This window comes from Streptomyces desertarenae (assembly GCF_042681365.1).
Lineage (GTDB): Bacteria > Actinomycetota > Actinomycetes > Streptomycetales > Streptomycetaceae > Streptomyces > Streptomyces desertarenae.
Genome location: NZ_JBHUFU010000011.1, coordinates 70,477 through 90,184, shown reverse-complemented (window position 1 = coordinate 90,184; position 19,708 = coordinate 70,477). Strand labels below are relative to the sequence as shown.

Sequence of the window (19,708 nt, the reverse complement as noted above, 5' to 3'; positions counted from 1 at the left end):
GCTGCGGAACACACGGCGCCGACGCCAGGGCCGCGGCCGCCGCCGGGGAACCGGTCTCTCCGCGGGCCGCCGCGCCCGCCGCCCCTACGCGGGCGTCAGGCCGGCCGCGTCCAGCAGGTAGGCCGTCATCGGCTCGTAGTGGCGCGGATCGACCACGTGGTCGTCCAGCGGGACGGTGACCGCGAGGGTGCCCTCGGCCTCGCCGATGAACAGCGCCGGATCGTTGCAGTCGGCGAAGCCGACGGTGGCGATGCCGCGCTGCGCCGCGCAGCCCGCCCAGCCGTGGTCGGCGAAGACCAGGTCCGGCAGCGGCTCGCCCGCCCGCTCCAGGGCGTCGAGGATCGCGGCCATCGGCGCGGGGGAGTGGGTGTGCCACAGCGTCGCCCCCCGCTCGTGCATCGCGATGTCGGCGAGCTGCACCACCACGCCCTGGTCGGCGATCAGCCCCAGCGGCACCCGGACGATCTCGCACCCGGCCAGGCGCAGCGCGCTCGCCACCCGGCTGTGCAGGTCGATCAGGGCGCCGGGGTGGCCGGTGGCGAACAGCACCCGGTGCCCGGACCCGGCCGCCTTGCGCAGCTCGGCGGCGGCCCGGTCCAGGGCGGCCACCGTCAGCTCCGGATCGATGGTGTCCTGGCCCTGGCGGTGCCCGGGGTCGTCGACGACGCCGCAGCGCTCTGCCATCACCGCCAGTACGTCCTGCTCGTCGGTCCAGCGCTCGCCCAGCTCCAGCCCCAGCCAGAAGTGCCGGTCGCCGTTGGCGAGCCTGCGGTAGTGGTCCAGGTTGTTCTCGCGGGGGGTGGCGACGTCCCCCGCGATGCGGGTGCGGACGAGGTGCTCGATCAGCTCGGCGCGGGTGGGGACGGGGGTTATCGGCATGGAGGCATTGTCCCCCGCGGACGCCCGGCGGGCGATCGGCTCGGCCCGTGTGCCGCCGGCGCGTCCCGCGGCCTCCGCCGGCGCCTGCGCGGAGGCGGTCCGCGCACGGCCCCGCGTCCTGTACGGGGCGTCCAAAAAGGCCGCGTCCGACTGGCGGATCCGTCCATGTGTCCCGCAGTGGGGCGGTGCCTACGCTCGGCGCATGAGCACGGACGACACCAGCACGCACAGCGCCCCGCCCCGTGGGCCCGTCGACTCCTCCCGCATCCCGCGCTTCGCGGGGCCGGCGACCTTCGCCCGCCTGCCGCGCCTGGACGAGGTGCAGGGCCGCGCCGACGTCGCGGTCGTCGGGGTGCCCTTCGACTCCGGCGTCTCCTACCGCCCCGGCGCGCGCTTCGGCGGCAACGCCATCCGGGAGGCGTCCCGGCTGCTGCGCCCGTACAACCCGGCCCAGGACGCCTCCCCCTTCGCGCTCGCCCAGGTCGCCGACGCCGGCGACATCGCGGCGAACCCGTTCGACATCCACGAGGCCGTGGAGACGGTCGAGGCGGCGGCCGGGGAGCTGCTGGACGGCGGCGCCCGGCTGATGACCCTCGGCGGCGACCACACCATCGCCCTGCCCCTGCTGCGCGCGGTGGCCCGGAGGCACGGGCCCGTCGCCCTGCTCCACTTCGACGCCCACCTGGACACCTGGGACACCTACTTCGGCGCCGAGTACACCCACGGCACCCCGTTCCGCCGCGCGGTGGAGGAGGGCATCCTCGACACCGAGGCCCTCTCCCACGTCGGCACGCGCGGTCCGCTCTACGGCAAGAAGGACCTGGACGACGACGCGCGGATGGGCTTCGGCATCGTCACCTCCGCCGACGTGATGCGGCGCGGCGTGGACGAGGTCGCCGACCAGCTCAGGCAGCGCATCGGCGACCGCCCGCTGTACGTCTCGATCGACATCGACGTGCTGGACCCGGCCCACGCCCCCGGCACCGGCACCCCCGAGGCGGGCGGCCTCACCTCGCGCGAGCTGCTGGAGATCCTGCGCGGGCTGGCCGGCTGCAACCTGGTCTCCGCGGACCTGGTGGAGGTGGCGCCGGCGTACGACCACGCCGAGATCACCTCGGTGGCCGCCTCCCACACCGCCTACGAGCTGACGACGATCATGTCCCGGCAGATCGCGGCGGCGCGGCGGGACGCGGGGGCGGACACGGGGGCGGAGGCCGCCGGCTGACGCTCGCGGGCCGTTGCGGGAGCAACGGCCCGACCGGTCGAGGGCTCATGAACCGGCCGTTCCGAGGTGCCTTCCCGGCCAGTCGGTGAAGGTTTTCGGTCACCTTTGGCACGGTGCGTATACGGACGTATGCACAACGTTTCGAAGACGATCGACATGATCGAGTGGGATATCGCTGGTGACCGGCGCGTATGTCCCGCACCCCGGGACGTTACAGAGAGATGCTTGTTTAATACACAACGTTACTAAAAATGATCGCTGAAGGTGCGTTCGGCGGCAGTTCTCGACAGACTCACGTTCGCTATCCGTTACGCCCAACGGAAGGACGCGTCATGCCGAACGCGGTGGAGTACGCCCTGGCGGGCGGCCTGCTCGTCGCGGGCGCCCTCGGTCCGCCGGCCGGTGCGGCGCTCGCCGTGCCGCCGCCCCGCGCGCCGGCGGCACTGGTGCTCCCCGCGGCGCCGGAGCGTGCCGCGGAGCCGGCGGCGGTCCTGGTGTGCGGTCCGGAGGCGGCGGACGTCCGCCCCGAGCCGGAGATCGTCTGCGTACGCCTGGGCACGGCGGACGGGCGGGGCGGAAGCGCCGCCGGCACGCCCGCGGACACGGGAGCGGGGGTGCCCGCCTCCTGAGACACGCGGGGCCGCCGGGCCCTCCCCCGGCGGCCCCGCACAGCGGCCGGTCACCGTGCACGCCCCGACGGGCGGCGCGAGTGTCACCGGCACGGTCCCGCGGTACCTCCTCGCCGCGGGGCGGGCCGAACGAGCGGACGGACGGAGAGCCGGTCCTGTGGGGGGTGCTGGCGCGCCCCGTCCGTCGACGCCGCGGCCCACCGGGGACGCGGTCCGGAGAGAATGCCTGGCTCTCCGGGCCGCGTCCCTCCCCCTTCTCCGCCCCGTCGCGGCCCTCCCCTTCCCGCCCCGGCCGGTGCCCGGGCCCCCACCGGAATGAAATACGGCCGCCCGCGTGTTGGATCCCTGGTGCAGTGGACACCCAGGGCGACACACGGTCGCGCACGGCGACGGACGGTCAGCGGGAGGTAGGCACGTGGCGGGCAGCACGGAGGCGGGGGAGACCGGGACGGCCGGGGACGTGCGGCAACCGGGGTGGGTGCGCAGACTGACGGCGTACTGCCTGCGGTACCGCCGCAACGTCTGGCTCTCCCTGGGCGCCTCCCTCGCCGGCATGGGCCTGATGGCCCTGGTGCCGTTGATCACCAAGGAGATCATCGACGGCGTCGTCGACGGCGACACCGGCGGGATCGGCCGGTGGATCGCCCTGCTGATCGCCGCCGCGGTCGTGGTCTACGGGCTGACGTACGTGCGGCGCTACTACGGCGGCAGGCTGGCGCTGGACGTCCAGCACGACCTGCGCACCGAGATGTACGACTCCCTCGCCCGCCTCGACGGGCGGCGGCAGGACGAGCTGTCCACCGGGCAGGTCGTCGGACGGGCCACCAGCGATCTCCAGCTCATCCAGGGCCTGCTGTTCATGACGCCGATGATGATCGGCAACATCCTGCTCTTCGCCGTCTCGCTGGTCGTGATGGTGACCCTCTCCCCGCTGCTGACCCTGGTGGCGCTGGCCGTCGGGCCGGCCCTGTGGTTCATCGCCCGGCGCAGCCGCGACCGGCTCTTCCCCGCCACCTGGTACGCCCAGGTGCAGGCCGGCGCCGTGGCCGGGGTGGTGGACGGGGCCGTCACCGGCGTGCGGGTGGTCAAGGGCTTCGGGCAGGAGGAGCAGGAGACCGGCAAGCTGCGCTCGGTCAGCCGCGAGCTGTTCGCCGCGCGGCTGCGCACGGTGAAGCTCAACGCCCTCTACACCCCCGCCCTCCAGGCCGTCCCCGCGCTCGGCCAGGTCGCGATGCTCGCCCTGGGCGGCTGGATGGCCACCCGCGGCCAGATCACGCTGGGCACCTTCGTCGCCTTCTCCACCTACCTCGCCCAGCTCGTCGGCCCGGTGCGGATGCTGACCATGATGCTGACGGTCGGGCAGCAGGCCCGGGCGGGCGTCGAGCGCGTCGTGGAGCTGATCGACACCGAGCCGGCGATCCGCGAGCGCGACGACGCCCGCGAACTGCCCGGCGACGCCCCGGCCACCGTCGAGTTCGACCGCGTGGGCTTCTCCTACGGCACCGGGCCCGACGCCCGGCCCGTACTGGAGGACTTCTCGCTGCGTGTGGAGCCGGGCGAGACCGTCGCCGTCGTCGGCACCTCCGGCAGCGGCAAGTCGACCGTCTCGCTGCTGCTGCCCCGCTTCTACGACGTGACGTCGGGCGCCGTGCGCGTCGGCGGCCACGACGTGCGCGACCTGACCTTCGACTCGCTGCGCGCGGCCATCGGCCTGGTCCCCGAGCACAGCTTCCTCTTCTCCGACACCGTCCGCGCCAACATCGCCTACGGCCGCCCCGGCGCCACCGACGAGCAGATCCGGGCGGCCGCCCGCGCCGCCCAGGCCGACGGCTTCATATCGGCCCTGCCCGACGGCTACGACACCGAGGTCGGGGAGCAGGGCCTGACGCTGTCCGGCGGTCAGCGCCAGCGCATCGCCCTGGCCCGGGCGATCCTGTCCGACCCCAGGCTGCTCGTCCTGGACGACGCCACCTCCGCCGTCGACGCCCGCGTCGAGCACGAGATCCACGAGGCGCTGCGCGGGGTGATGGCCGACCGCACCACCCTGCTCATCGCCCACCGCCGCTCCACCCTCTCCCTGGCCGACCGCATCGCCGTCCTGGACGGCGGGCGCCTGGTGGACGTCGGCACCGACGCCGAGCTCCAGGAGCGCTGCGAGCTGTACCGGCGGCTGCTCAGCGACCCCGACGAACTGGGCGGCGTCGAGCGCGACCCGGCCGGGCTCGCCTCGGGGGACGGGGGGGACGACCGGAGCGGCGCCGACGGCGACGGCCGCGTCGACGGCATCACCCCCGAGCTGTGGATCCGCGAGGGCGACCCGGAGGACACCGCCGGAACCGGCCCCGGCTCGCCCCCGCCCGCCACCGGCGGCCCCGGCTTCGCCGGGGCGCTGGCCGGCACCCCGGCCACCCCCGAGATGCTCGCCAAGGTCGCCGCCCTGCCGCCCGCCACCGACGCGCCCGACATCGACGAGGAGCGCGCGGCCGGGGCCGAGACCGCCTACCGGCTCAAGCACCTGCTGCGCGGCTTCCGCGGCCCGCTGCTGCTGAGCCTGCTGCTGGTCGTGGTGGACGCCACCGCCGGGCTGCTGCTGCCCGTCCTGGTCCGGCACGGCATCGACGAGGGCGTCCAGCAGTCGGCGATCGGCGCCGTGTGGGCCGCCTCCGTGCTGGCCCTGCTGGTCGTGGTGGTCCAGTGGGCCGCGCAGACCGGTGAGACCCGCGCCATCGGCCGCACCGGCGAACGCATCCTCTACACCCTCCGCGTCAAGATCTTCGCCCAGCTCCAGCGCCTCGGACTCGACTACTACGAGCGCGAGCTGACCGGGAGGATCATGACCCGGATGACCACGGACGTCGACGCGCTGACGACCTTCCTGCAGACCGGTCTGGTCCAGGCGGTCGTCGCCCTGCTGACCTTCTTCGGCATCATGGTCGTCCTCGTCGCCATCGACGCGGGGCTCGCCCTGGTGGTCCTGGCCACCCTGCCCCCGCTGGTGGTCGGCACGGTCTTCTTCCGCCGCCAGAGCCTGAAGGCGTACGAGCTGGCCCGCGAGCGGGTCAGCGGCGTCAACGCCGCCCTCCAGGAGGGCGTCGCGGGGGTGCGGATCGTGCAGGCGTTCCGCCGCGAGCGCGCCGGCAGCCGCCGCTTCGCCGAACTCAGCGACGGCTACCGGCAGGCGCGCGTCCGGGGCCAGTGGCTGATCTCGGTCTACTTCCCCTTCATCCAGCTCATGGCCTCCCTGGCCACCGCCGCCGTCCTGGTCGTCGGCGCGGGACGGGTGGGCGACGGCACGCTGACGGCGGGCGCCCTGGTGGCGTACCTGCTCTACATCGAGCTGTTCTTCGCCCCCGTCCAGCAGCTCTCCCAGGTCTTCGACGGCTACCAGCAGGCGGTCGTCTCGCTGGGCCGCGTCCAGGAGCTGCTGCGGGAGAGGACCACCACGCCGGCCCCGGAGGAGCCGCGCGCGGTGGGCGAACTGCGCGGCGAGCTGACCTTCGAGAAGGTGAGCTTCCGCTACGCCGGCTCCGAGGACGGCGAGGAGGCGCTGTCAGAGGTCGACCTGCACATCCCGGCCGGGCAGACGGTCGCCTTCGTCGGCGAGACGGGCGCGGGCAAGTCCACGCTGGTCAAGCTGGTCGCCCGGTTCTACGACCCGACCTCGGGCGCGGTCCGGGTGGACGGCACCGACCTGCGCGAGCTGGACCTGGCCGCCTACCGCCACCGGCTCGGGGTCGTCCCGCAGGAGTCGTACCTCTTCGAGGGCACCGTGCGGGACGCCATCGCCTACGGCCGCCCCGACGCGACCGACGCCGAGGTGGAGGCCGCCGCGCGGGCCGTCGGGGCGCACGAGATGATCGCCGGGCTCTCCGGCGGCTACCTGCACCCGGTCTCCGAGCGCGGGCGCAACCTCTCGGCCGGGCAGCGGCAGCTGATCGCCCTGGCCCGCGCCGAGCTGGTGCGGCCCGACATCCTGCTGCTGGACGAGGCCACCGCCGCCCTCGACCTGGCCACCGAGGCGCTGGTCAACCAGGCCACGGACCGGTTGGCCGGGCGCCGCACCACCCTGGTCGTCGCCCACCGCCTGACCACGGCGGCCCGCGCCGACCGGGTGGTGGTCCTGGACCGCGGCCGGGTGGTGGAGGACGGCACCCACGCCGAACTCCTGGAGCGCGGCGGGCGGTACGCCGAGCTGTGGCGCACCTACGTGGGGGAGCCCGAACCGTCGGCGGCGTGACGGCCCGGCCCGGGGCGCGTCCTGCCGTCGACGCGCCCCGGCCGGTGCGGTGGGGCGGGAGTCAGGGGCGGCAGAGCGCGGCCAGGTACTCGTCCACCGTCTGCACCACGCCGCCCTCCAGCGGCTCGTCGCCGTCCCTCCAGTGGATCGCGGCGATCTCCTCGCCGGGCTCGAACGGCAGCGGTCCGTCCACCTCGGCGGTGTACAGCGCCCCGTACAGCACCCGGCGCTCCGGGCCCACGGCGGTGCGGGCGAAGCCGACGAACCGCAGCCGCTCCGGCGCCACCCGCTGGCCGCTCTCCTCCCACAGCTCGCGCACGGCCGCCCGGCGGGGGGTCTCGCCCGGCTCGATCGTGCCGCCCGGCAGCTCCCAGCAGTCGCGGCCGCGCACCCGCACCATCAGCAGCCGCCCGGCGTGCCGGAGGGCCACCAGCGCGTAGCCCACGCGCGCGTCACCGAAGCGGGTGTCCTCCGGTTCCCGGCGGAAGTCCAGCAGCGCCATGCCCAGCGGTCCGTCGGCCAAGGGGGACGATGTGTCGGTCATGGCGGTGAGCGTATGCCCGCGGGCGGTGCCCGCGGAACGGGGCCGGACGGCCGGCGGCCCGCCGGGAGGAACCCGGCGGGCCGTCGGTGCGGTGTGCCTCAGCCGGTGGGCCCGGTCGAGGCCGGGACCGGGCCGAGCCTGGTCCACGGGTTGTTCGGGTCGGTGGCGTCGGGCGTGTTGCCCCGGGTCCAGTACTTGGCCTTCCAGTAGTGGCCGCCGTGGGAGACGACGGTGCGGGTGATGCCGCCGGGATCACCCGCGACGGCGTGGGTACCGGCGGTGTTGCCGCTGTTGAGCGGTTCGGCGACGAAGTCGGTCGACGAGCCGGTGGTGTCGTTGTGGGTGATCAGTGTGTAGGAGGTGCCGTGCTGCGGGGCGTCGGCGGGGTTGCCGTCGGCGTCGAGCAGCCGCCACCGCTGGCCTCCGGCGCTGCCGCAGTCGCGGACGGTCAGTGACTCCAGTTTCCTCTGGGCCCCCAGGCACTGCTCCTCGCCGCTGCTGTCGTTGGTGATGCGGAACACCCCGCCGTCGCCGTCCGGCTCGATGCGCCACAGCTGGTGGACGTTGCCCAGCGGGGCGTACAGGTGCGCCCGGTCCCATCCGGCCGGGTGGTCCAGGAGGTTGCCGCTGTTGACGTCCTCGATCTTCCACCGGTCGCCGGTCTGCCACAGGGTGAACGGCGCCCAGGCCGGGTTGTAGGTGCGTGAGGCGTCCCACGCCGCGGCCTTGCAGGCGGCACCGCCGCCGGAGGCGTCGGGCTCGACGGTGGTGGTCCCCTTGCGGCGGTCCTGGACCAGGCCGTACTCCTCCCCGCCGATTCCGAGCTTGAAGTTGGCGGGCCCGGTGATCGGCAGGTAGTACTTCAGGGCGATGTCGCGCGAGGCGCCCGGTGCCAGGTCCTCGCAGTAGCCCAGTCTGATCGTCACCCGGTGGAAGTCCCCGTCGAGGCCGCCCGCGTTGGGTCCGGTGTGGCCGGGTTCGACGGCGTCCTCCATCTCCTGCCACGCCTCGTCCTTCAGCAGGGGCGGGGTGGAGGTGGGGATGTCGAAGGAGAGCTCGGTGCCCTCCGGCAGGGTGGTGTCGGTGTTGTTGGTGATGCGCAGCTTGGGCTGCTGGGGCCACATCTGCGCGGTGTCGGTCGGGTAGTCGGTCAGCTCGGCGGTCACGTCGACCACCTCGGAGGGAAGCTCGGTCCCCCCGTTGCGGGTGTTGCCGTAGGGGCCGGCGTCGCGCAGGGCGTCGTCCAGCGCCTTGGTCAGGGTGTAGCCGGGGACGCACTGCCACCGCTCGGGGCAGTTGTAGTCGCCGGCCAGCTCCCAGACCATCGCGCCGCCCGCTCCGGTGGCGGCGATGTAGTCGGCCTTGGCCGCGACGTCCTGCTCGTCCTGGGTGGAGAGGAAGACCTTCTTGTCCCCGTTCCACAGCCAGGACGCCTTGAGGGTGTCGTCCCAGTGCCGGGTGTAGCCGTCGACCCGGTTGGCCGGGTCGGAGGAGCTCAGCTCGAACTGCTCGCGGTAGGAGGGCGGAATGCCCCTCTCCAGGTTCTTGGCGTGCCACATCGGGTTCGATCCGGCCGCCACCTCCTTGCCGCGGTCGGTGTCGTGCCACAGGTTGTCGATGCCGGTGGCACCGGCGCCGCAGGCCGTGGTGCTGCCGTTCGGGCCGGTGCCGTCGGGGCACTGGCTCTGGTCGGTCAGCTCCGACCTGCCCCACAGCCCGTTCTCGCCGCCGGTGACGTTCTTCCAGCCGCGTGTGTAGTACGGGATGCCGAGGTTGATGCGCCCGGACTGCAGCGCGCCGCGCAGGTGGTGGTAGGACCAGTCGGTGTTGAAGTAGCCCATCTTCTGGTACTCGGGGTTCGTCTCCTCGTCGTAGATCCCGGCCGCCGCCAGCTCGGCGTCCCTCCCGTCGTCGTACAGCGGGGACTGCGGGCCGACGTAGGAGTTCCACGTGCCGTGGAAGTCGTACGTCATGGTGTTGGCGAAGTCCAGGTACTGCAGGGCGCGGAAGTCCTCCTGGCCGCGCAGCAGGTACCCGGACGCCGACACGGCGGCGGTGAGCTGGTAGTAGCGGCCGTCCTCGGCCGAGGCCCGGTCCAGCTTCTCGCGCAGCGTCTTCATCAGCGCCGTGTAGCCGGCGTTGAGGCCCTTGCGGCGCGGGTTGGCGACGGGCCAGTCCGCCGGGTTGCCGGCGTCCATCAGGGCGGTGGGGTACTCGTAGTCGATGTCCACGCCGTCGAAGCCGTAGGTCCGGATGAAGTCCACGGCGGAGTCGGCGAAGGTGTCGATGGCCGGCTGGTTGACGCTGCCGTCGGCGTTGGTGGCCAGGGTGTAGAAGCCGCCGTCGGCGACGCGGTTGCCGTCCGCGTCGAAGTGCCCGCCGGTCTCGGCCCAGCCGCCGACCGAGATCAGCGTCTTCACCCGCGGATGCTGCTTCTTGTACTTGTTCAGCAGGTTGAAGTTGCCCTTGTACGGCAGGTCGGGGTCCATCTCGGCCCCGGGCACGCCCGGCCAGGTCATCCCGGTGGCCGGGTTGGCCGGATCGGAGGTGTCACCGACCGAGACCCGGTTGTCCTCGATGTGCGCGAAGGCGTAGTTGACATGGGTGACCTGCCCCCAGGGGATGCTCCCCGGCAGGTACATCGGCTGGCCGTTGCGCCCGGTGCGCCAGCCGGTGAAGTAGCCGACCAGCCGCCGCGGGTGCCGCTCGCCCATCCGCTCCCGGCCCTGGTCGTCGTAGAGCAGGCAGTACGGGGTGTTGACCCCCTCGGTGGGCGTCATGCCGTCCGGGCGGCACTTCGGCTGGTCGGCGGCCTTCGTCGACCACGGGCCCGGTCCCTCGGGCTCGGGGTCCCCCGGCGGCGTCGGTCCGGCCATCAGGGCCTGCGGCTGGACCACCAGCGGAGGCGGCTGCTCCTGGAGCCAGTCCAGGTCCCGCAGGGAGGGCCACATCTCGGTGAGGGGCATGGGACCCTTGACGACGGTGGTCTTGGACAGGTCGGACCGGTCCACGTTCAGCATCACCGCCTGGTCGCCCGAGATGAGGACGGTCAGCCTGCCGTAGAGGCTCATCGCGCTGTCGACGTGCTGGTCGAAACCGGTGCCCGCCAGGACGGGCATCGCGGTGGCGATGGTGGCCGGCTCCTTGATCCAACTGTCGTTGTTCTGTTCCAGGGTCATCTTCAGCACCCCCACCAGATCACCGCGGAACATCAGCACGCCGCCGCCGGTGTGGTCGTTGGCGGCGGCGTCGATGCCGTCCTCGAACGGGGTGCCCCGCAGGACGTGGAAGAAGTCCCCGATCGGTCCCGGGCCCTTGACCACCTCGTTCTGCGCGCTGCCGATCGGTCTTTGGACCCGGACGTACTGGTCCCCGCGGATCAGGATGAGCTGGAAGTACGTCTGGAAGCCGCAGCAGTAGGACGAGAAGGCGGTGTCGACACCGTTCTCGAACGGGGTGCCCCGCAGGCTGTCCAGCTCCTCGGACAGGGAGCCCTGGCCGAGGAGCCGCCCCTCGGCCACGCCGAAGTCGGCGGAGGAGCCGTCCTGGTTCACGGTGGGGTCGAGGCGGGCGTGCCTGCCGCCCTTGAACAGGTAGTGGTCCTCGTACACATGGCCCTGGTTGTCGTCGCCGTACCGGCCGGTCCACACCGAGGCGTCGACCAGGGTCTTGACGGGGGAGACGGCGGTGTCGTCCGGGGAGCGCGAGGCGGAGCCGGAGCACCGGAAGGACCAGTCGGTGTCGCTGAGCAGGTTGGCCGCCTTGCTCAGGCAGGCCCCCATGGCCCGCTGGCCGTGGGCGTTGGGGTGGATGGCCTCCTGCTGGTCGCCCTGCGACTCCCAGGGCACGTCCTTCGTCCCGTCCAGGAGGTAGGGGACCCAGCGGATCCACTCGGCGTCGGCGGCGGGCAGCCGGTTGTCCGGGCTGTTGGAGCCGGTCGCCTGCCGGGCGGTCTTCGCGCACAGCTCGTGGCCGGCGAAGGCGCTCTGCAGGTCGAGGAAGACCGCGCTGCTCGCCTTGGCGGCCCGGCCGATCATCGCGCTGATCCGGGGCACCACGGAACTGTGCGCCCAGTCCGCGTCGACGTCCCGGAAGGGGCAGCCGCCGCTGCGGTAGCGGCTGTAGTCGATCAGGTCCTGCGGGTACTCGAAGTCCGCGCCGCGCGGCAGCGGGTTGGGGTAGGACTGCAGCACGATGCGGTAGCCGGTGTCGGACTGGCCGGCGTCGCGCAGCGTCTCGCGGATCTTCCAGACGGTGTCGGTGACCTTCTTCTCCACGTCGTCGAGGGCGGCCGCGAACGCCTCCTCCTCGGTCTCCTTGCACGGTGTGGCGCCGGGGATCATGTACGACTTCGCGCAGGCGGCGATCAGGTCGGAGAAGTTCAGGTCGTTGCCGCCGATGGAGAGCGCCACCAGGGAGACGTGATGGTCCTCGGCGATCTCCGCGAGCTGTTCCACCTGGGGCTTCTGGCCCTTGAACTCCTCCTCGACGACATGCCGGGTCTCCGACCCCGAGCAGGCGATGTTGAACCGGTGCTCCTCGGAGACGCCGAGTTCGGCCGACATGATCGGCGCGGTGTCCGCGCGGTCGCACCGGTTGCCGCCCTCCGCGTAGGAGGTGTCGCCGTAGACCCGGGTCAGGTCGTGGTCGCAGGCGTCGGCCGCGGAACAGTTCACGGCGGCCCGGTCGGTGCCCCACACATGGCCGCTCGCCGAGGTGTTGGCGTTGCCCGCCCAGCGGCCTCCCTCACCGGAGATGAAGCTGTCGCCCATGGAGACGACGGCGGACGGCCGCGAGTCGTAGCTCTCGCACGCCGCGCCGTCCTGGGCGGCCACGCCGCTCCCGGCCGCCGGTGACGAGGGGACCTGCGGTACGGGGGTCCGCTGCACGTCCCGCAGGGTGAGGTTCGACGGGAAGTAGACCGTCACGAAGTTCCAGATTCCGCAGATCACCGCGTTCCGGTCGGCGAAGAGCACCGGGTAGTGGTCCGAGCCGCCGTCCGAGCCCAGCCGCACGGTGTGGTCGGCGATCCGCTCGTCGGCCACCATGAAGTCGAGCGCGTAGCCCGACTGCTGGGTGGGGGCGGGCTCCCCGTTGCTCTTCTTCGCGTAGTAGACGTGGCCGCCGGCCGTCTCGGTGAACGTGTCCGGCTTGCTGTTGAAGTCGCCCAGGACACGCCAGTGCTCGCCCGCGGGCACGTTGTCGGCCACGGCCTTCACCAGGTCCTTGGCGTGCCCGTTCTGCGCGTCACCGGACCGCCTGGACTCCGTGTGGATGCCGAAGAACCAGGTGTCGCCGAACTTCAGTCCGAGCGCCGGGCGCGAGCGCAGGTAGTGGGTGGTGGCGTCGGGGGAGTCGGCCGCCCGGACGATCCCCACGTCGTCCGGGCGGACGGCGCTCCAGACCGCCAGGGACTTGCCGGAGTTGCCCGTCAGGTCCACCGGTTCCCCGGCCTTCTGCAGCTTGTACACCTTCAGGTAGTACAGGTAGCCGGCCTGCGGGTTCGCCCGGGGCTGCCCCCACCTCAGCTCGTGCAGGCTGTACTTGAGGCTGGGCAGGCCGGTCGGGGTGGTGTCCAGGTCGCCGAGGTTGTCCAGGAGGCGGTTGGAGGCGGTGAGCTCCGTCCCGCTGGGCGGTGTCTGCGCCTCCTGGAGCGCCACCAGGTCGGCCTTGCCGATCAGGCCCTGCACCGGGGAGGACCACTTGATGCCGCCGCCCTGCATGTTGAAGGTGATGGCCCGTTCGGGCAGGGGCGCCACGGCGGCGGCGGGTTTCGCGGGGAGGACGACGGTCTGGAGGAGCCCGGCCAGCAGGGCCAGGGCCAACAGGGGGACGAGGGATAAGGACCGGTGCCTGGTGGCCCGGCGGCGTTGCGCAAGGGCTCTGCCCATGGAAACCCATCTCGTGTCGGGCCGCGTGAGCGGCGTCTGAGGCACCCGAACGGCGGCCGGGCGCCGTGGGATTTTCGCAATGACGGGTGAAGAACCGGTAAACGGCCATGTCGGCGCGGGGAGGCGCCGGTGCGGCGGCCGGGAAAGGGGGCGGAGGGCCGCCCGCGGTCCGCGCGGGTCTGGTGGGGCGGCGCCGGGGCGGATAGGTTCGCGGCGTTCGAGGACGAGCCCAGGGGAGGGCACACATGCGCAAGGCGCTCAGAGCGCTGCTGACCCTGATGGTGCTGATCGGCACCGTCGGGGTCGGCGGCGCGTCGGCGGGGGCCGCCACCGCGGCCGGGACCGGCGGAGCCGACATCGGGGACCGCATCCTCGCGATACCGGGGATGAGCCTGGTCGAGGAGAAGCCGGTCGAGGGATACCGCTTCTTCGTGCTGGAATACCGTCAGCCCGTGGACCACCGCAACCCCCGGAAGGGAACCTTCCGGCAGCGTCTGACGGTGCTGCACAAGGGGGAGGACCGGCCCACCGTCTTCTACACCTCCGGCTACGGGCTGAACACCAACCCCTCGCGCAGCGAGCCGACGCGGATGACGGACGGCAACCAGGTCTCCATGGAGTACCGCTTCTTCAGCCCGTCGCGGCCCGAGCCCGCCGACTGGTCGAAGCTGGACATCTGGCAGGCCGCCAGCGACCAGCACCGCATCTTCCGCGCGCTGCACCGGATCTACGACGAGGAGTGGATCTCCACCGGCGGCAGCAAGGGCGGGATGACGGCCACCTACTACCGCCGCTTCTACCCGGACGACATGGACGGCACGGTCGCCTACGTCGCGCCCAACGACGTGGACAACAGGGAGGACTCGGCCTACGACGAGTTCTTCGCCACCGTCTCCACCGCCGAGTGCCGCGAGCGGCTGAACGCCGTCCAGCGCGAGGTCTTCGTGCGCCGCGACGAGATCGTCGACCGCTACGAGGCCTGGGCGGCGGCGGAGGGCCGCACCTTCGAGGTGGTCGGCAGCGCCGACCGGGCCTTCGAGAACGTCGGCCTGGACCTGGTGTGGGCCTGGTGGCAGTACGGCTCGGAGGCCGACTGCGACGAGGTGCCCGCGGCCGACGCGAGCACCGACGAGCTCTACGAGTTCGTCGACCGGGTGTCGGGCTTCTCCTTCTACACCGACCAGGGCCTGGAGTACTACACGCCGTACTACTACCAGGCCGGCACCGAACTCGGCTCGCCGACGTTCGCCACCCCGCACCTGGAGGGGCTGCTGCGCCACCCGGGCATCTACGACCCGCGCACCTACGTGCCGCGCGAGATCCCCATGAGCTTCGACAGGAAGGCCATGCGCGACATCGACAGGTGGGTGCGCAAGGACTCCGAGCGGATGCTGTTCGTCTACGGCGAGAACGACCCGTGGGGTGCGGAGCCCTTCCGCCCGGGCCGCGGCAGCGAGGACTCCCACGTCTTCACCGCGCCCGGCGCCAACCACGGCGCGAACATCGCCCAGCTGGAGGAGGGCGACCGGCAGGTGGCCACCGCGGCCCTGATGCGGTGGGCCGGCCTGGACGACGAGGCGGCGGCGCGGCGGAAGGCGGCGCCGCTCGCGCCCTACGACGCGGCGCTGGACCGCGCCGAGACGGCCGACCGGCGGATGCTGCGGCCGTAGGACCGCGGTCCGCGGGATCCGCGCGGCCCCGGGCGGCGCGGATCCCGCACCGCGGCGGTGGGCGCGGCCGGAGGGGGACTCCGGCCGCGCCCACCGCCGCGTCCGGGGGCGCGCCGGGCGGGGCCGCGGGGCGCGTCAGGCGTGCGGGGGCGCGGTGGAGGCGCGGGCCATCAGCTCGGTGCGGACGGTCGCCACGCCGCCGGGGGGCGCCGACTCCCGGCCCAGGGCGAGGCGCCCGGCGCGGGCCCCCGCCTCGTGGAGCGGGATGCGGACGGTGGTCAGCGCGGGGGCGGCGTCGGCGCTGAAGGGCAGGTCGTCGAAGCCCGCCACCGAGACGTCCTCGGGGATGCGCAGGCCCCGGTCGCGCAGGGCCGCGCACACGCCCAGGGCGACGGTGTCGTTGGCGGCCAGGACGGCCGTCAGGTCCGGTCGGCGGCGCAGCAGCTCCAGGGCGCCGTCGTAGCCGGAGGAGCGGTCGTAGGCGCCGTGGACGGTGAGGTGTTCGGCGGCGGCGAGCAGCTCCGGCCCGCGGTCGGCCAGCGCCGACCGGTGGCCCTCCAGCCGGTGCCGGGTGGTGGTGCGCTCTGCCGGTCCGGCGACGTAGCCGATGCGGCGGTGGCCGAGGGCGAGGAGGTGCTCGGTCAGCCGGCGGGCACCGCCGCGGTTGTCGAAGGCCACGGTCAGCGGCCCGCAGGCGTCCTCCCCGTCCGGGGCGGCGGCCCCTCCGTCCGCCTCCGGCAGCGGCGGTCTGCCGCACAGCACCACGCGGGTGCCCGCGGAGGCCAGCCGGCGCAGCCGGGCGGCCAGCGCGGCGGTGTGCCCGGGATCCTCCACGGCGCTGCCGGTGAGGACGACGGCGGCGGCGCGCTGGCGCTGGAGGAGCGTGAGGTAGGTCAGCTCGCGCTCGGGGGAGCCGCCGGTGTTGCAGACGACGGCCAGCTTCCCGCCCGCCTTCTCCGGTTCCATCTCCGACTGGACGGCGCTTGCCATGATTCCGAAGAACGGGTCGGCGATGTCGTTGACGAGGACGCCGACGAGGTCGGAGGTCGCGGCGGCCAGCGCGCTGGCGGGCCCGTTGACGACGTACTCCAACTCCTCGACGGCGCGCAGCACACGGCTCCGGGTCGCTCCGGCCACCGGGTAGTTGCCGCTGAGCACGCGCGAGACGGTGGCCGCCGAGACCCCCGCCCGGGCCGCCACATCCGCCAGCGTCACTGCCATTCCTGTCCTCCGGTGCGGGTGTCGTCCAACAGGTCTTGTCCAGGGTGCTGTGGGCAGGCTAGCTTGCCCTGGGATAGAAAGCGCTTTCTAAAGCGAGAGGGAAACGCCCATGACACGCAGGGTCGTACGGATCGCCATGAACGGCGTCACCGGCCGGATGGGATACCGGCAGCACCTGGTCCGCTCCATCCTGGCCATCCGCGAACAGGGCGGACTGGACCTCGGCGACGGTGACGTGCTGTGGCCCGAGCCGGTCCTCGTCGGACGCCGCGAGCACGCACTGAAAGCGCTGGCGGAGCGCCACGGCCTCGACCCCGCGGCCGTGAGCTGCGACCTCGACGCCGTCCTGGCCGACGAGAGCGTGGAGATCTACTTCGACGCCCAGGTCACCTCCGCCCGCGAGGACGCCCTCCGCAAGGCGATCGCGGCGGGCAAGCACGTCTACACCGAGAAGCCCACCTCCACCGGTCTGGCCGGGGCCCTGGAGCTGGCCCGGCTCGCCCGCGAGGCGGGGATCAAGCACGGGGTGGTGCAGGACAAGCTCTTCCTGCCGGGCCTGCTCAAGCTCAAGCGGCTGATCGACGGCGGCTTCTTCGGCCGGATCCTGTCGGTCCGCGGCGAGTTCGGCTACTGGGTCTTCGAGGGCGACTGGCAGCAGGCGCAGCGCCCGTCGTGGAACTACCGCGCCGAGGACGGCGGCGGCATCGTCGTCGACATGTTCCCGCACTGGGAGTACGTGCTGCACGAGCTGTTCGGCCCGGTGCGCACCGTCCAGGCCCTCACCGCCACCCACATCCCGCAGCGCTGGGACGAGCAGGGCAAGCCCTACGAGGCCACCGCCGACGACGCCGCGTACGGCGTCTTCCAGCTGGAGGGCGGCATCGTCGCCCAGATCAACTCCTCCTGGGCCGTCCGGGTGAACCGCGACGAACTGGTGGAGTTCCAGGTCGACGGAACCGAGGGCTCGGCCGTCGCGGGCCTGCGCACCTGCCGCGTCCAGCACCGCTCGACCACCCCGAAGCCGGTGTGGAACCCCGACCTGCCGGTCACCGAGTCCTTCCGCGACCAGTGGCAGGAGGTGCCCGACAACCAGGAGTTCGACAACGGCTTCAAGGCCCAGTGGGAGCTGTTCCTGCGCCACGTCGCGCGGGACGAGCCCTACACCTGGGACTTGCTGGCCGGCGCCCGCGGCGTCCAGCTCGCCGAGCTGGGTCTGGCCTCGGCCGCCGAGGGCCGCCGTCTCGACGTCCCGGAGCTGGGCCTGTGATCCGCCTCCCCGACCCCGCCGGCGCCCTGCGCGAGTACACCCCGCGCACCGAGTCCGCCCTGCCCCCCGCCGGGGGCCCGCCGCTGGTCTCCCGCACGGTGTTCTCCGCCGCCCATGTCGTCGCCGACCCCTTCGCCGACGTCTGCCCGGACGACCCGGCCGCCGTGGACTGGGACGCCACGCTCGCCTTCCGCCGCCACCTGTGGTCCCACGGCCTCGGTGTCGCCGAGGCCATGGACACCGCCCAGCGCGGCATGGGGCTGGACTGGTCCGCCGCCGCCGAGCTGATCCGCCGCTCCGCCGCCGAGGCCGCCGCCTGCGGGGGACGCATCGCCTGCGGCGTGGGCACCGACCAGCTCACCGCCCCCGGTGCCTCCCCGGAGGCGATCCGTGCCGCGTACGAGGAGCAGCTCGCCGTGGTGGAGGAGGCCGGCGCCCAGGCCATCGTGATGGCCTCCCGGGCCCTGGCCGCCGCCGCCCGCGGCCCCGAGGACTACGCGGAGCTCTACGGGCACCTGCTGCGCCAGGCGTCCGAACCGGTGATCCTGCACTGGCTCGGCCCGATGTTCGACCCGGCGCTCACCGGCTACTGGGGCAGCGAGGACCTGGACGCCGCCACCGAGACCTTCCTCGCCGTCATCGCCGAGCACCCCGACAAGGTCGACGGGGTGAAGATCTCGCTGCTGGACGCGGGCCGCGAGGTCGAGCTGCGCCGCAGACTGCCCAACGGGGTGCGCTGCTACACCGGCGACGACTTCCACTACCCCGAGCTGATCGCGGGGGAGGAACCCTCGCGGGGAGGCCGCTTCAGCCACGCCCTGCTGGGCATCTTCGACCCGCTGGGCCCGCTGGCCGCCGAGGCCGTGCGGGTGCTGGACACCGGCGACCCGGCCGGCTTCCGCAAGCTGCTGGACCCCACCGTCGAGCTCTCCCGGCACCTGTTCCGGGCCCCCACCCGCTGCTACAAGACCGGCGTGGTGTTCCTGGCCTGGCTGGCCGGGCACCAGGAGCACTTCGCCATGGTCGGCGGCCTGCAGTCCGCGCGCTCGCTGCCCCACCTGGCGCGCGCCTACGAGCTGGCCGACTCGCTCGGGCTCTTCCCCGACCCGGCCCTGGCCGAGGCCCGGATGCGGCGCCTGCTGGCGGTGTACGGGGTGGACGCGTGAGCGCGGCGGCGGGGGGCACCGGCGCGGCCCCGGGCGCCCCGGAGGGCTTCTCCATCAACCAGGAGACCGTCAGGCAGCTCTCCCTGCCCGAGCTGGTGGAGGCCTGCGGTGAGCTGGGCGTGGCCGGGGTCGGCCTGTGGCGCGCGCCCGTCCGGGAGTACGGGGTGGAGGCCACCGCGCGCCTGGTGCGGGACGCGGGCCTGACGGTCACCAGTCTGTGCCGCGGCGGCTTCCTGACCGCCGCCGACCCCGCGGGACGGGCCGGCGCCCTGGACGACAACCGGGCGGCGATCGACGAGGCGGCCGGGATCGGCACCGACACCCTGGTGCTGGTCTGCGGCGGTCTGCCGCCCGGCGACCGCGACCTGTACGGAGCGCGGGAGCGGATCGCCGACGCGCTGGGCGAGCTGGCCCCGTACGCGGCCGAGCGGGGGGTGCGGCTGGCCGTCGAGCCGCTGCACCCGATGTTCGCCTCGGACCGCTGCGTGGTCTCCACCCTCGGGCAGGCCCTGGACCTGGCCGAGCGCTTCCCGGCCGGTCAGGTCGGCGTGGTCGTGGACACCTACCACATCTGGTGGGACGACCGGGCGCCCGAGCAGGTCGCCAGGGCCGGGGCGGGCGGCCGCATCGCCGCCTTCCAGGTCGCCGACTGGTGCACCCCGCTCCCGGCGGGCGTGCTGCTGGGCCGGGGGCAGCTCGGGGACGGCTCGATCGACTTCCGCCACTGGCGGGACCTGGTGACCCGGGCCGGCCACCCGGGGTGGACGGAGGTGGAGATCTTCAACGAGGACCTGTGGGCCCGCGACGGCCGCGAGGCCCTGGCCGAGACCGTCGAGCGCTACCGCGCCCACGTGCTGTAGGCCCGCTCGCGGCGGCGGCCCCTCCGCCGCGCCGCGCGCGGCACCCCGGGACGGACGCGGTCCACCACGTCGCGCCGTGGACCGTGCCGGTCCGCCGTCGCCTCCCGTGCGCACGGGAG

Annotated in this window: 11 protein-coding genes; 7 read left to right on the top strand and 4 right to left on the bottom strand. The window is 73.4% G+C overall.

What is annotated here, in order from left to right:
* Positions 1–84 precede the first annotated feature (84 nt).
* The gene (locus ACFSJS_RS19045) at positions 85–879 is read right to left on the bottom strand and encodes a phosphatase (RefSeq protein WP_380901949.1); all 795 of its coding nucleotides are present in this window, start codon (positions 877–879) and stop codon (positions 85–87) included.
* 202 nt (positions 880–1,081) lie between these two features.
* On the opposite strand from ACFSJS_RS19045, the gene speB reads away from it, so the two are divergent.
* From speB to ACFSJS_RS19030, 3 genes are all read left to right on the top strand, one after another.
* The gene (gene speB / locus ACFSJS_RS19040; protein ID WP_380901947.1) at positions 1,082–2,104 is read left to right on the top strand and encodes an agmatinase; all 1,023 of its coding nucleotides are present in this window, start codon (positions 1,082–1,084) and stop codon (positions 2,102–2,104) included.
* Positions 2,105–2,436: 332 nt separating this feature from the next.
* Positions 2,437–2,733 (top strand): hypothetical protein, encoded by a 297-nt coding sequence (locus tag ACFSJS_RS19035; protein WP_380901945.1) that lies wholly within the window; start codon positions 2,437–2,439, stop codon positions 2,731–2,733.
* Between the two features lie 415 nt (positions 2,734–3,148).
* The gene (locus ACFSJS_RS19030; protein ID WP_380901943.1) at positions 3,149–6,970 is read left to right on the top strand and encodes an ABC transporter transmembrane domain-containing protein; all 3,822 of its coding nucleotides are present in this window, start codon (positions 3,149–3,151) and stop codon (positions 6,968–6,970) included.
* 61 nt (positions 6,971–7,031) lie between these two features.
* Here the strand turns inward: ACFSJS_RS19030 and ACFSJS_RS19025 are convergent, their stop codons facing one another.
* A complete protein-coding gene (locus ACFSJS_RS19025; protein WP_380901941.1) occupies positions 7,032–7,514 on the bottom strand; it encodes an NUDIX domain-containing protein in 483 nt (160 codons plus the stop codon).
* 98 nt (positions 7,515–7,612) lie between these two features.
* A complete protein-coding gene (locus ACFSJS_RS19020; protein WP_380901939.1) occupies positions 7,613–13,339 on the bottom strand; it encodes a glycosyl hydrolase family 18 protein in 5,727 nt (1,908 codons plus the stop codon).
* A 311-nt stretch (positions 13,340–13,650) separates the two neighbouring features.
* Here ACFSJS_RS19020 and ACFSJS_RS19015 point away from each other — a divergent pair, with 311 nt between their 5' ends.
* A complete protein-coding gene (locus tag ACFSJS_RS19015) occupies positions 13,651–15,075 on the top strand; it encodes a S28 family serine protease (protein WP_380901937.1) in 1,425 nt (474 codons plus the stop codon).
* 135 nt (positions 15,076–15,210) lie between these two features.
* Here the strand turns inward: ACFSJS_RS19015 and ACFSJS_RS19010 are convergent, their stop codons facing one another.
* Positions 15,211–16,296, bottom strand: a complete 1,086-nt coding sequence (locus ACFSJS_RS19010) for a LacI family DNA-binding transcriptional regulator (RefSeq protein ID WP_380901935.1) — start codon at positions 16,294–16,296, stop codon at positions 15,211–15,213.
* Positions 16,297–16,405: 109 nt separating this feature from the next.
* Between ACFSJS_RS19010 and ACFSJS_RS19005 the strand changes: the two genes are divergently transcribed.
* The 3 genes from ACFSJS_RS19005 to ACFSJS_RS18995 are packed head-to-tail and all read left to right on the top strand — an operon-like array spanning position 16,406 to position 19,589.
* Positions 16,406–17,563 carry a Gfo/Idh/MocA family protein gene (locus ACFSJS_RS19005; RefSeq protein WP_380901933.1) on the top strand — a complete coding sequence of 386 codons (1,158 nt, stop codon included), beginning with the start codon at positions 16,406–16,408 and terminating at the stop codon, positions 17,561–17,563.
* Positions 17,560–18,729 carry a dihydrodipicolinate synthase family protein gene (locus ACFSJS_RS19000; RefSeq protein ID WP_380901931.1) on the top strand — a complete coding sequence of 390 codons (1,170 nt, stop codon included), beginning with the start codon at positions 17,560–17,562 and terminating at the stop codon, positions 18,727–18,729. Before ACFSJS_RS19005 ends, ACFSJS_RS19000 begins: the two co-directional genes overlap by 4 nt.
* Positions 18,726–19,589, top strand: coding sequence for a sugar phosphate isomerase/epimerase family protein (locus ACFSJS_RS18995; RefSeq protein ID WP_380901929.1), 864 nt, complete (start codon positions 18,726–18,728; stop codon positions 19,587–19,589). The genes ACFSJS_RS19000 and ACFSJS_RS18995 overlap by 4 nt, the downstream gene beginning before the upstream one ends.
* Positions 19,590–19,708 lie beyond the last annotated feature (119 nt).

Bases quoted from the DNA above. Each gene is read 5' to 3' on its own strand.
- ACFSJS_RS19015 (WP_380901937.1), top strand. From the start codon at position 13,651: ATGCGCAAGGCGCTCAGAGCGCTGCTGACCCTGATGGTGCTGATCGGC.
- ACFSJS_RS19025 (WP_380901941.1), bottom strand. From the start codon at position 7,514: ATGACCGACACATCGTCCCCCTTGGCCGACGGACCGCTGGGCATGGCG.
- ACFSJS_RS19010 (WP_380901935.1), bottom strand. From the start codon at position 16,296: ATGGCAGTGACGCTGGCGGATGTGGCGGCCCGGGCGGGGGTCTCGGCG.
- ACFSJS_RS19045 (WP_380901949.1), bottom strand. From the start codon at position 879: ATGCCGATAACCCCCGTCCCCACCCGCGCCGAGCTGATCGAGCACCTC.
- ACFSJS_RS19035 (WP_380901945.1), top strand. From the start codon at position 2,437: ATGCCGAACGCGGTGGAGTACGCCCTGGCGGGCGGCCTGCTCGTCGCG.
- ACFSJS_RS19005 (WP_380901933.1), top strand. From the start codon at position 16,406: ATGACACGCAGGGTCGTACGGATCGCCATGAACGGCGTCACCGGCCGG.
- speB (WP_380901947.1), top strand. From the start codon at position 1,082: ATGAGCACGGACGACACCAGCACGCACAGCGCCCCGCCCCGTGGGCCC.